We start from the raw sequence: 12,001 nt of genomic DNA on the forward strand, positions 1-12,001 counted from the left end.
CTTATTTTCTGCAAATTTACGCTCTTGGAACCATATAAACAACTGTACTACAATATTTTAATTTATAGAACTCCTCTTAATACAATTCACATATCTATTCATGGCATTAAATAGTTGTTGCTCTCGGCAAATTGATTGTGCGCTATGTCCTAAAACATCCCAAGGAGTATTGATATATAGCCAATATCCTAAAGGACAGCATTTCCCTGCCGAAAAGTGTACACAAAATTGTATAATATTTATATTGAAAGGCGAGTTGCTTGTCAATAGCGAGGAATATCCCGGTACTACTCTGCAGGCCCGCCAATGTATCTTGCAAGCTATCGGCTCCAAAGTAGAATTGCTGGCGCTAACCGATGTTGAATATTTTACCTATCGATTCACCGAACTTCCTCTCCTCTGTGAAGAACGCTACAAAGACATACTTGAAAGGGCTTATGCCCCTCTGACCTATACTCCCTTGCCCATCATTCCTAAACTGGAAAGATTATTCGGAGATTTAACGGAATATTTCAGGGAGCAGCCGAACACGTGCAGCAGGTATCTTGACGTTAAATGCCAGGAAATAATTTATATCCTGACTTGCTACTACCCAATCCAGCAAGTCTCCACTTTTTTCTATCCAATCAGTACATATACAGAAAGTTTCCACTATTTCGTCATGCAGAACTACGATAAAGTGAAAAACGTAGAAGAGTTTGCCCACCTTGGCGGATATACCACAACCACTTTCCGCCGATTATTCAAGAATATGTATGGCGTACCTGTATACGAATGGATTTTGGACAAAAAACGCGAGGGCATTTTAAACGACCTGCAACACACCAAGCAACGTATCTCCACAATCAGCACCCGATACGGATTCGATTCATTATCACACTTTGCCCATTTCTGCAAAGACTCTTTCGGCGACACCCCGCGCGCTCTGCGCAAACGTACTGCCAACGGCGAAAACATAACTATTATCTGTAAAGAACATAACAAGGAACAAGAGGACGAATGACACCGCTGATTCGCCCGGCAATCTTGCTACCCGCTCATTACGGAATAATTTCTTTAATTCCTTGTTTAATCAAGGTATTTCCTCTATTTTTGCAGGATATTAGTCTGACGAGCTTTTAAGAATATATTTTCTAACTATTAAATAATTTAAATTCAATCATTTATGTGGTTAAGTAATTCATCTGTAGGAAGGAAAGTGGTGATGAGTGTTACCGGTATCGCCCTTATCCTGTTTCTGACATTTCACATGGCGATGAACCTTGTTGCATTGGTTTCGGCCAATGGCTATAACATGGTTTGTGAGTTCTTGGGAGCAAACTGGTACGCGCTGGTAGCTACCGTAGGTCTGGCTGCCCTGTTCATCATCCACATCATCTACGCTTTCTGGCTGACGATGCAAAACCGCAAAGCGCGCGGTAACGAGCGTTATGCAGTAGTAGACAAGCCTAAAACCGTGGAATGGGCCTCTCAAAACATGCTCGTACTGGGTATCGTGGTAATCGTAGGTCTCGGCCTGCACCTGGTTAACTTCTGGGCAAAGATGCAGCTCCCCGAACTGATGCACAACATGGGCGCACATGCCGACATGCTCACGCTGGCTTACGCTGCCAACGGTGTCTATCACATTCAGAACACCTTCTCCAACCCGGTATTCGTAGTGCTTTACCTCATTTGGCTGGGTGCATTGTGGTTCCACCTGACTCACGGTTTCTGGAGCTCCATGCAGTCTTTGGGCTGGAACAACAAAGTATGGATCAACCGTTGGAAATGTATCTCCAACATCTACTCCACTATCGTTGTTGTATGCTTCGCTCTGGTAGTTGTCGTATTCTTCATCAAATCACTGATGTGCAGCGGCGCTTGCTGATAAATTATTGTAAATGATTAAATTGTAATAGCATTATGACTAAGATAGATTCTAAAATACCGGAAGGACCGGTGGCTGAGAAATGGACCAACTATAAAGCTCACCAAAAATTAGTAAACCCTGCCAACAAACGCCGTTTGGACATCATCGTAGTAGGAACCGGACTTGCCGGCGCTTCCGCTGCCGCTTCTCTCGGTGAAATGGGTTTCAGAGTGTTCAACTTCTGCATTCAGGACTCTCCGCGCCGCGCACACTCTATCGCTGCGCAAGGTGGTATCAATGCTGCAAAGAATTACCAGAACGACGGCGACTCCGTTTACCGTCTGTTCTACGATACGGTAAAAGGTGGTGACTATCGTGCCCGCGAAGCAAACGTTTACCGTCTGGCCGAGGTTTCCAATAACATCATCGACCAGTGTGTTGCACAAGGTGTTCCTTTTGCACGCGAATACGGCGGCTTGCTCGACAACCGTTCATTCGGTGGTGCACAGGTATCACGTACATTCTATGCCAAAGGACAGACAGGACAGCAATTGCTGCTGGGAGCTTACTCCGCACTGAGCCGTCAGGTAAACGTGGGTACGGTAAAACTGTACACGCGTTATGAAATGGAAGACGTTGTCATCATCGACGGACGTGCCCGCGGTATCATCGCCAAGAATCTCGTAACAGGTAAGCTGGAACGTTTTGCCGCTCACGCTGTGGTTATCGCTACCGGCGGTTATGGCAACGCATACTTCCTCTCTACCAATGCAATGGCTTGCAACTGTTCCGCTGCCATGGCCTGCTACCGTAAAGGAGCCTGGTTTGCCAACCCCGCTTACGTACAGATTCACCCGACTTGTATCCCCGTTCACGGCGACAAGCAATCCAAACTGACTTTGATGTCCGAATCTTTGCGTAACGACGGACGTATCTGGGTTCCGAAGAAACTGGAAGATGCCAAGAAGTTGCAGGAAGGTACGCTGCAAGGAAAAGATATTCCCGAAGAAGACCGCGACTACTACCTGGAGCGCCGTTATCCGGCATTCGGTAACCTCGTTCCGCGTGACGTTGCCAGCCGTGCTGCCAAAGAACGTTGCGACAAGGGTTATGGCGTGAACAATACAGGTCTTGCCGTATTCCTCGACTTCTCCGAAGCTATCAACCGTTTGGGCAAAGATGTGGTTGCACAGCGTTACGGCAACCTCTTCGACATGTACGAAGAAATCACAGATGTCAGCCCGTACGAAAACCCGATGATGATTTATCCGGCTATCCACTATACAATGGGTGGTATTTGGGTAGACTACGAACTGATGACTTCTATCAAGGGCCTGTTCGCCATCGGTGAATGTAACTTCTCGGACCACGGCGCCAACCGCCTCGGTGCTTCCGCATTGATGCAGGGTCTGGCAGACGGTTACTTCGTATTGCCTTATACTATCCAGAACTACCTGGCCGACCAAATTACCGTTCCCCGCTTCTCTACCGACCTGCCTGAGTTCGCAGCGGCAGAAAAAGCCATTCAGGACAAAATCGACTGGATGATGAACATCAAGGGTAAGAAGTCTGTAGACTCTATCCATAAGGAACTGGGCCACGTAATGTGGGAATATGTAGGTATGGGACGTACTGCAGAGGGCTTGAAAGAAGGCTTGAAGAGACTGAAGGAAATCCGCAAGGAATTCGAGAAGGAGCTGTTCATCCCCGGCGAGAAAGAAGGCATGAACGTCGAACTCGACAAGGCTATCCGTCTGTACGACTTCATCACAATGGGCGAACTCGTAGCATACGATGCCTTGAACCGTAACGAAAGCTGCGGCGGTCACTTCCGCGAAGAGTACCAGACAGAAGAAGGCGAAGCCAAGCGCGATGACGAAAACTACTTCTACGTTGCCTGCTGGGAATACCAGGGTTCAGACGAAAAAGAACCGGTATTGCTGAAAGAACCTCTGGTATACGAAGCAATCAAGGTACAGACTCGTAACTACAAGAGCTAATCGGGAAGTTGAACATTTAAAGAATTAAAGAAAATGGATAAAAATATATCATTTACGCTCAAGGTATGGCGCCAGAAGGGTCCGAAAGCAAAAGGCGCTTTTGAAACATACCAAATGAAAGATATTCCGGGCGATACCTCATTCCTCGAAATGCTGGATATTCTGAACGAACAGCTCATCAGTGAAGGTAAAGAACCGGTTGTATTCGACCATGACTGCCGCGAAGGTATCTGCGGTATGTGTTCTCTTTACATCAACGGACATCCGCACGGTCCTGCAACAGGAGCCACTACCTGCCAAATCTATATGCGCCGCTTCAACGACGGCGACACCATTACCGTAGAACCCTGGCGTTCTGCCGGCTTCCCGGTAATCAAAGACTTGATGGTAGACCGTACTGCATACGACAAGATTATGCAGGCAGGCGGTTATGTCAGCGTACGTACAGGTGCTCCTCAGGATGCCAACGCTATCCTGATTCCGAAGCCTATCGCCGATGAAGCCATGGATGCCGCTTCCTGTATCGGTTGCGGTGCTTGTGTAGCCGCTTGTAAGAACGGTTCCGCCATGTTGTTCGTTTCCGCTAAGGTAAGCCAGTTGAACCTGCTTCCTCAAGGCAAACCGGAAGCATTGCGCCGTGCCAAAGCCATGTTGAGCAAAATGGACGAACTCGGTTTCGGTAACTGTACAAACACCCGTGCTTGTGAGGCCGAATGTCCGAAGAATGTCTCTATCAGCAACATCGCACGTCTGAACCGCGACTTCATTACCGCAAAATTGAAAGACTAACCGTACTTTCTGCATTTGATTAATATCACAAGAACTCTTCTATCGGGAAAACCGGTAGAGGAGTTTTTTTTATGATAAGAAATTATGGAACCTGCTTGATATCCCAAGCAGGTTAAACAGACAAAAACATAGAATCCTGGGGTGCAGATAAAGATGGCTTCTCAACCTCTTTCCTCAAATTACGGGGAGACAACCCAAAATTCTTCTTGCAGAAATTAGAGAAATGAGATAAAGATTCAAAGCCATATTTATAACAAATTTCAGAGATTGTAAAGTTTGTATGCCGAAGTTCATAAAGAATGCCTTCTTTTCTGCGTTCCTGCATCCACTCGTACACAGGCTGATGGAATACAGAAGTAAAGATACGGCGGAAAGTCGTCACTGTATATCCCCCTAATTCGGCAAATTCTTCAACCGTCTTGACCTTATCATGATTCTTAAGTACGAAATACTGAAAACTATCCGTGTATTTCGATAACGTATGCACCAACATGGAAAGCTCATAATCCGAATAGTAACGCCACAGGATAAACGCAAGTTCTTTCTGCTTAAATTGCAGTAGCTCCCTACAAATTTTCCCCTCAACCAGATAAGACTTCGAAGCTTCCAAGAAAAAATTCAGTTCAGAACATATTTTCAACGGAAAAAAGATAAGAGGTGGAACCACGTCTTTTACGATATGCTGAAAGCGTCCCTCACAAAAAGATTCCGGCTGGGAAAAACGGTAGCATACACACTCTACATCGGTCATGGCAAGCACTTCGTATTCTGAACCGACAGCCTGCAGAATAAACTCACCGGCATGCAACGTCACGCCTGCATATTCTTCACTGTTGACAAGAGCCTCACCTTTTAAAAGAAACATAATGATATTGTTATCGCACTTGGGCATAATAAAGTGAAACCCTCTACTATGAGAGGCGTATAAGATAAGATTGTCCACAGCCTTGGGGCATTTCAGGCAATCGGCGTTAACCGCTTCACAAGCGGGAGAGTCGTACATGACAGGATAGAATGTTTTGTTTGTTTGCTTTGGCAAAAATAAACATTAGCAGCCAACAAAAAAACATATTCCCCGAAAACTTTAAAAACGTTTTCGGGGAAGAATCAAAATATTATGAAATCAACAGGACTCTTATATCAAGCTCTTATAGCCCGGTGAATGTTCCGTCCTCATTGGTCCATATGCCAACATTCGGAGTAAACTTAATAGGAGTAGCATTGTTGGTCAGCGTCAATGTATACCGAATATTCTTGCCCATGCCCCAACTGCCTGTAAGGTTAACGACCTTAGTATCATTCCAGGTATACTCACTTGATTTATCTTTCGGTGCAGCAGTATAGGTAATCTCCAAAGTAACGCCTGTCAGGTCGTCTTGAGGCATCAGCATAAACAAGGCATTACCGGAAGTCTCAAAAGCAGTAAAAGCATCAGGTTCTGCAGCAGTCGGAGTAATGGATACGGGAGTGCCGGTGTATTCGTATGTCACACCCGAAGCAGACTCTGCCAGGTTACTCCAAGCCCCCACGGTGCTGCTTCCGTCAAAAGTAAAAGTAGCCTATCCTTTGCACCTTTAATCACCAATTTCGATACGGTATAAATAAAATCGGCAACATCACCCTTGATTGTAAAGTTCACCTGCGTCAGAAGATGCTGGAAAGGAAGAGAAATGGCTGACTCAGACTTTACCTGATTTATTACGTTGGCAGCAACCAAATCTTCCTGACTGTCAACCGCCTTCACCGCATACTCGAATTTCGGATAACCGGCAGCGGTAGTAATATCCAAAGTTTGCGCCGGTGAGGTAGCAAAAAATTGCAATTTACCGGAGGCAGGCCAGTAGTAGTCGCCCTTATACTTCCATTCCCCGCTTGATTTATCAACTTCTATATCATCCATAAAACCCGTATTCAACTGTACAGTTCCCCCCATGTCATCTGTTGTTTTATAAGCGCTTACAGTAAACTTACTGAAATTCTCAGTAGTGGCAACCAATGTCTTTGTTCCGGTCTTCACCACTGTCCCGAATTTAATCCGGTTCATTGTACTTTCATTCTCAAACCCTTCATTTTCAGAGCAACTTACCATTGCTGCGGCTGTTAAAGCCACCAATAAAATTTTTCTCATAACCATCTGTTTTTTAGTTAATATATTAATTGCTTATCTTGTTTCTACACGATTATATCCACATTCGTTTCATCATCCCAATCACCTATATCACCTCCGATACCGCTATTTCCATCTTCTTCCTTATCCACCTCTACCGTAATCTGTCCATCGGGAACAGGCACCTCAATATGTATTTCCCCATCAGGAGCAGGCTGTATTTCTTCTTCCTCACCGGAGGTCGGAGGTGTTATCAGCTTTTTGATATCAACCAGAATCTCCTGCACCTGCTTATCCACCTTAATAATCCTGATGGTCAACACTACCGGACTATCGCCCCGCGTATCCGCACTTTTCGGAAGCCTGAAATGCGAAAAATGCCCCTGCAACAGTCCGTTTTTACAATCATTCTCCACATAAACGGGCACTTCTGCAAGTGTACACAGCCTTCTACCGAGAAAGTAACCGCCATTCAACCCGCTGACGCAGCACACAACAGCCGATATATTTTCTACACCATCCACCTTCACGGCAAACGAATAACTGCTTACTACCCGTTCCGGTTTCAGTTTCATCACCATAGCCGCTTCGCTTTTTGCTATTTCCACATCATCCAACGCCACAACGTAGAAATCGTCCGGCGACCAAATCATATCCTCTCCGGCATCCATTCCAATACACCGTTCCGTATATGCCCTGATAGTACCATAGCACTCATCGCCTTCTATGCAGACACATTCCGTACTATAGTTGTAAACTATCATTGCATAATGGCCGGGCGGTACTTTCATTTCCCCGCCGGCAGCCGGCAAATAACCGTCTACTTTCCGCCCCTCGGCATCTTTCGGATAAAATATTACCCGCACGGTCTCCGGCAAATTCTCCGCAACTCCCGTCCAGTCCAGCGTTATCTGTACGCCACTGACAGGATAATCGTCCAGCACCTCCGAAATTGCACCCTGACAGGATTATCAACAGACAGAACAGAGGCAACGGTACATTATATCTGATATTTTCCACCACATTCATTGTCCTGCCGTTATATGCCATACTAAAGAGACCGCTACCTTTGTAGGACCCACAAAATGAAAGTGTCCTCCATTAGTTCGGACTAATTCCCCTTGATAAGAGGTATATTTACAGTATTCCGTTGTCAAATAACCTATTCCCAAACTGCACTCGATTGCAAGGTGCCCGGTTATTCTGCGTGCATATCCGCAGGACAGACCCGAAGTCATATAATACTTACCGCGAATGCCACTCTCTTCTTTCAACTGAAAATCATATACTCCTCCCTCGGTATATAGCCCCAGGAAATACCCTGTCAATCTGTTACACAGATTTCTGTTGCCCAGCCAACAGCGTACTTCCACACCTCCCGAAAGAAGCTGATAACAAAAGCCGTTCCGACTGTTCAACCACCAAGGACATTTATATTCAGTATTCAAAGACCACCTCTTTCCTGTCGAAAACTCAACTTCCACATTCGGAGCCAACGCCAAATCATATATCATATTATTCTTCAGAGCTACCATAACCTTATGTGATGGTCCCAGCCTTTTTCTTTTCTCAGAGAACGCAGTCGAAACCAGTTCTCCTCTACCGGCAGACATTACCGGCAGTGCCTTCTCCGGCATCCGTATTCCGGCAATAGGAAACTCCTTCGAATGTACCGTATAGCTGCCTATCCGCGGAAAAACAAACTGCAACAGATATTTACAGGCCTTGCCTTCGTTCAGATAGAACAACAGTTCCGTCAATTTGCCGAAATTCCCATAATGATACCGGATTAACATCAAAACCTCTTTCCTGTCCGGCACATTCTTATCAGCGAGTACCCACCGATATACTTCTCTCCATTCGTCCGGTTTTATAACCGAGTCCAGCATTACACTGTTTACAACCATCAATATGTCAGCCCGTACAGATGCTCTTCCCACTGATAAAAAAAAGAGTATTATAAGAGTTACTATATAGATACGGTTCACCATAACTTTGCTTTGTACAAAGCCAAAAATAAACCATTAAAATTAAAGAAGATACAGAAAAACCAACTCATTTAGCAACTTGGAAGATTCTGTGAAACGATTGGAAGTTTTTTGCAACTTATGCTACTTCCAATACAGACAAAGAACCGGAATATTCCACGAAAAGCCCCAACAGCAAGCCTCGCTTATCCGACAGTTATCATATAGTCATTATATACACTTTATTTAAGTCAAGATGTCCAAGCGTGCACGAAAACAGTAAATATTCGCAAAAGAAAACTAAAAGAAATTCAGGAAAAGAGTAAATATTTGGGAAATATGTGAAGAAGCTATACATTTGTTACGTGATTTTTTTCATAGTATTAGATTTAAGGTTAACAAAGGTTGGAGTACAGCGGTACTCCTTTTTTTATGCCAATAAGCAATATACTCCTCCAACCAATGCCTTTACCACCCCTTTCATCTCCAGTTCGAAAAGCAAGGCGCTCATACGGTTTACGGGTATGTCCGCCTCCACTACCAGCGCATTGATATGCAAGTCTCCCTGATGAGTCAGTATACGCACCACCAGCTCCTCCTCATCCGTCAGTTCCGGAAACAGATTGCGCTGGATACCGGCTGCTTTGGCAGCAGGCTCTGCATTCGCCCACCCCATTGTTTTTACGAACTCTTCGGCACTCTGTACAAGCGCAGCCTTATTATCCCGTATCAACCGGTTGCAGCCGATAGAAGCGGCATCCGTCACCCGCCCGGGCACGGCAAAGCAATCACGGTGATAGCCGTCGGCCAAATCCGCTGTAATCAAAGAACCGCCTTTAGCGGCAGATTCCACAACAATCGTCGCATCGCACATACCTGCCACAATACGGTTACGGCTGACAAAGTTATGCCTGTCCGGAGTAGTTTCGGATAAGAACTCGGTAAGCAAACCGCCGTTGACCAACATATCGACAGCCGTCTTACGATGTACAGAAGGATAGATACGGTCCAAACCGTGAGCCAGAACGGCAACAGTAGACATATTATCGGCCAGGGCGGCACGATGTGCATGAATATCAATGCCGTAGGCGAGACCGCTCACTATCAGGGCATCAGGGAGAAGCACGGACAAATCGTGCACAAAATCCGCACAAAACCGTTTGCCGTACTCCGTTGCACGGCGCGTACCTACCATATTGATAACATGTAAACGGTTAAAATCAGTGTTTCCCTTGAAAAACATGACAATCGGCGCATCCTCACATTCCCGCAGACGGGAAGGATAGGCCTCATCCCGCAAAGTAAGACAAGTCAGGCGGTTCTTTTCCACAAACTCCATTTCACGTTCGGCACGAAGAAAAGCGGCAGGACAGTCAAGAGCCGTAATTATCGAGGAATTCACGCCGGGCAGACGTTCCGGCAATTCCTTACGATACCCGAAAACGTCAACGGCGCTACCTATGGCATCTATTAAACGCTTTGCCCCGATATGTCCTATACCGGGACAGAGCGTAAGAGCTATACTGCAAAGACGTTCGTCCTTATTCATGGTCGAGGTAGGGGGCAAAGACGTTATCGAATAACTCGCTGTCGCTTAAACGTCCGTTTACCACACATACCGTTTCAACCACTGCCTTGATGGCCACTTTATTGTCACTTGCCCTGAAAATATCCTGGTAGAATACATACTTGATGCCTTCTTTCTTCATTGCCAGCTTCGATACGAACTCATCACCGCTTTTCAACGGTGTCTTGAAAGCCATATTGATGCGTGCTACCACTGGATCTACCCCCTGTTCGTGGAGTGCGGCAAAGCTGACACCCGTACTCAACAGGAACTCGTGCCGCGTATGCTCCAGATAATGCTGGTAGTTGGCATTGTTGACAATACCCTGAAGGTCGCATTCATAGTCGCGGACCTTCATTTTCAGTTCATAAATATAGTTCATTATAATACCTGCAATTTAACAATTTACCATTTGATAATTAACCGCGTTTATTCTCGATATCCAAACCTTTGAACCGCTTGAGCTCCTCTACGGAAACCAGTTTGTAGAGTTTGTCGCTGGGACGTATTTTATCCGCTTTCATCGAGAAATGCTGCCCTTTTTTCACCGTCTGCACGGGTTTCAGATCCACGCGCGCTTCTTCCAATGTAGTGAATACGGCTCCCGTTGTCGGTCCCGTTATCAGCAGCTTGTCGCCGACATTGATTTCGGCGGCTTCCACCAAGAACTCCGCCACGCCGATATTCGAGAAGTAACGGATACCCTTGCCGACATAAATCTTACGTTCGGTAGCGGCAGAACCGTAGTTCCGGGTCCATTCGCCCAAGCGCTGCCCCAGATAATAGCCGTCCCAGAAACCACGGTTAAACACGGTTTTCAGGCGCTCGTCCCAGGCAGCTATCTTTTCGTCGGTAAACGTGCCTTCCACATAGGAGCGAATGGCCTCCTTATAACATTCCACCACCGTACGCACATACTCGGGACCGCGGGCGCGTCCTTCAATCTTGAACACACGCACGCCTGCATCTAGCATTTTGTTCATGAAATGAATGGTTTTCAGGTCTTTGGGCGACATAATGTACTGGTTGTCTATATCCAGTTCCACATCCGTTTCCTTGTCGCGCACCGTATACGAGCGGCGGCATACCTGCATACAGGCTCCCCGGTTGGCCGAATGGTTCATCTCGTGCAGCGAAAGATAGCACTTGCCCGATACCGCCATGCACAAAGCGCCGTGGCAGAACATCTCGATACGTATCCGCTCACCGCTCGGTCCGCAGATATTCTCTTCACAGATATGACGGTAGATTTCCGCCACCTGCTCCAGATTCAGTTCGCGCGCCAGCACCACCACATCGGCAAATTGGGCATAGAAACGCAAAGCCTCCACATTCGAAATATTCAGTTGCGTGGACAGATGCACCTCCTGTCCTATCTGCCGGGCGTAGCTCATCACAGCCACATCGGCTGCAATCACCGCCGAGATACCTGCCGCTTTTGCCGCATCCACAATGGTTCGCATCAGGGAGATATCGTTATCGTAGATAATGGTATTTACCGTAAGGTAACTTTTCATACCATGCTCATCACAGGTTTGGGCAATCTCCCGCAAATCGTTAATGGTAAAGGTATTGGCGGAACGGGCACGCATATTCAGGTTTTCGATACCGAAGTAAATAGAGTCCGCACCCGCCTGGATAGCTGCGGCAAGAGACTCGCGCGAGCCTACCGGAGCCATGATTTCAAAATCGTTCAAAGTAGTAGAATTCATCCAATAT

At 46.3% G+C, this 12,001-nt stretch carries 12 protein-coding genes; 4 read left to right on the forward strand and 8 right to left on the reverse strand.

Going from position 1 to position 12,001, the window contains the following annotated elements:
• Positions 1-100 precede the first annotated feature (100 nt).
• The 4 genes from AB5903_RS00705 to AB5903_RS00720 all read left to right on the forward strand — a co-directional run bounded on the left by AB5903_RS00705 (position 101) and on the right by AB5903_RS00720 (position 4,641).
• Positions 101-1,003 carry an AraC family transcriptional regulator gene (locus AB5903_RS00705; protein ID WP_081448468.1) on the forward strand — a complete coding sequence of 301 codons (903 nt, stop codon included), beginning with the start codon at positions 101-103 and terminating at the stop codon, positions 1,001-1,003.
• Between the two features lie 162 nt (positions 1,004-1,165).
• A complete protein-coding gene (locus AB5903_RS00710; protein ID WP_005655606.1) occupies positions 1,166-1,870 on the forward strand; it encodes a succinate dehydrogenase/fumarate reductase cytochrome b subunit in 705 nt (234 codons plus the stop codon).
• Positions 1,871-1,905: 35 nt separating this feature from the next.
• On the forward strand, positions 1,906-3,852 hold the full coding sequence (locus tag AB5903_RS00715; protein ID WP_022103336.1) for a fumarate reductase/succinate dehydrogenase flavoprotein subunit: 1,947 nt from the start codon (positions 1,906-1,908) through the stop codon (positions 3,850-3,852).
• A gap of 33 nt (positions 3,853-3,885) precedes the next feature.
• Entirely contained in the window at positions 3,886-4,641 is a 756-nt protein-coding gene (locus AB5903_RS00720; RefSeq protein ID WP_005655609.1) for a succinate dehydrogenase/fumarate reductase iron-sulfur subunit, read from the forward strand.
• Positions 4,642-4,753: 112 nt separating this feature from the next.
• Here the strand turns inward: AB5903_RS00720 and AB5903_RS00725 are convergent, their stop codons facing one another.
• The 8 genes from AB5903_RS00725 to AB5903_RS00760 form a co-directional block, all read right to left on the reverse strand.
• On the reverse strand, positions 4,754-5,644 hold the full coding sequence (locus AB5903_RS00725) for a helix-turn-helix transcriptional regulator (RefSeq protein WP_272709728.1): 891 nt from the start codon (positions 5,642-5,644) through the stop codon (positions 4,754-4,756).
• Positions 5,645-5,789: 145 nt separating this feature from the next.
• The gene (locus AB5903_RS00730; RefSeq protein ID WP_368117590.1) at positions 5,790-6,131 is read right to left on the reverse strand and encodes a hypothetical protein; all 342 of its coding nucleotides are present in this window, start codon (positions 6,129-6,131) and stop codon (positions 5,790-5,792) included.
• Positions 6,128-6,769, reverse strand: a complete 642-nt coding sequence (locus tag AB5903_RS00735; protein WP_272709726.1) for a fimbrillin family protein — start codon at positions 6,767-6,769, stop codon at positions 6,128-6,130. Before AB5903_RS00735 ends, AB5903_RS00730 begins: the two co-directional genes overlap by 4 nt.
• 44 nt (positions 6,770-6,813) lie before the next feature.
• Positions 6,814-7,692, reverse strand: coding sequence for a DUF5119 domain-containing protein (locus AB5903_RS00740; protein WP_272709725.1), 879 nt, complete (start codon positions 7,690-7,692; stop codon positions 6,814-6,816).
• 81 nt (positions 7,693-7,773) lie between these two features.
• Positions 7,774-8,739 carry a DUF3575 domain-containing protein gene (locus AB5903_RS00745; RefSeq protein WP_117667065.1) on the reverse strand — a complete coding sequence of 322 codons (966 nt, stop codon included), beginning with the start codon at positions 8,737-8,739 and terminating at the stop codon, positions 7,774-7,776.
• A gap of 406 nt (positions 8,740-9,145) precedes the next feature.
• Positions 9,146-10,264 (reverse strand): DNA-processing protein DprA, encoded by a 1,119-nt coding sequence (dprA, locus tag AB5903_RS00750; protein ID WP_272709724.1) that lies wholly within the window; start codon positions 10,262-10,264, stop codon positions 9,146-9,148.
• The gene (locus AB5903_RS00755; protein WP_005655620.1) at positions 10,257-10,664 is read right to left on the reverse strand and encodes a thioesterase family protein; all 408 of its coding nucleotides are present in this window, start codon (positions 10,662-10,664) and stop codon (positions 10,257-10,259) included. The genes dprA and AB5903_RS00755 overlap by 8 nt, the downstream gene beginning before the upstream one ends.
• Before the next feature lie 37 nt (positions 10,665-10,701).
• On the reverse strand, positions 10,702-11,994 hold the full coding sequence (locus tag AB5903_RS00760; RefSeq protein WP_005655623.1) for a peptidase U32 family protein: 1,293 nt from the start codon (positions 11,992-11,994) through the stop codon (positions 10,702-10,704).
• Positions 11,995-12,001: the final 7 nt, after the last annotated feature.

This window comes from Bacteroides sp. 2201st1_D9_2201SCRN_220225, from assembly GCF_040928965.1.
Taxonomy (GTDB): domain Bacteria; phylum Bacteroidota; class Bacteroidia; order Bacteroidales; family Bacteroidaceae; genus Bacteroides; species Bacteroides stercoris.

Bases quoted from the DNA above. Each gene is read 5' to 3' on its own strand.
- AB5903_RS00705 (WP_081448468.1), top strand. From the start codon at position 101: ATGGCATTAAATAGTTGTTGCTCTCGGCAAATTGATTGTGCGCTATGT.
- AB5903_RS00710 (WP_005655606.1), top strand. From the start codon at position 1,166: ATGTGGTTAAGTAATTCATCTGTAGGAAGGAAAGTGGTGATGAGTGTT.
- AB5903_RS00715 (WP_022103336.1), top strand. From the start codon at position 1,906: ATGACTAAGATAGATTCTAAAATACCGGAAGGACCGGTGGCTGAGAAA.
- AB5903_RS00720 (WP_005655609.1), top strand. From the start codon at position 3,886: ATGGATAAAAATATATCATTTACGCTCAAGGTATGGCGCCAGAAGGGT.
- AB5903_RS00725 (WP_272709728.1), bottom strand. From the start codon at position 5,644: ATGTACGACTCTCCCGCTTGTGAAGCGGTTAACGCCGATTGCCTGAAA.
- AB5903_RS00735 (WP_272709726.1), bottom strand. From the start codon at position 6,769: ATGAGAAAAATTTTATTGGTGGCTTTAACAGCCGCAGCAATGGTAAGT.
- AB5903_RS00745 (WP_117667065.1), bottom strand. From the start codon at position 8,739: ATGGTGAACCGTATCTATATAGTAACTCTTATAATACTCTTTTTTTTA.
- dprA (WP_272709724.1), bottom strand. From the start codon at position 10,264: ATGAATAAGGACGAACGTCTTTGCAGTATAGCTCTTACGCTCTGTCCC.
- AB5903_RS00755 (WP_005655620.1), bottom strand. From the start codon at position 10,664: ATGAACTATATTTATGAACTGAAAATGAAGGTCCGCGACTATGAATGC.
- AB5903_RS00760 (WP_005655623.1), bottom strand. From the start codon at position 11,994: ATGAATTCTACTACTTTGAACGATTTTGAAATCATGGCTCCGGTAGGC.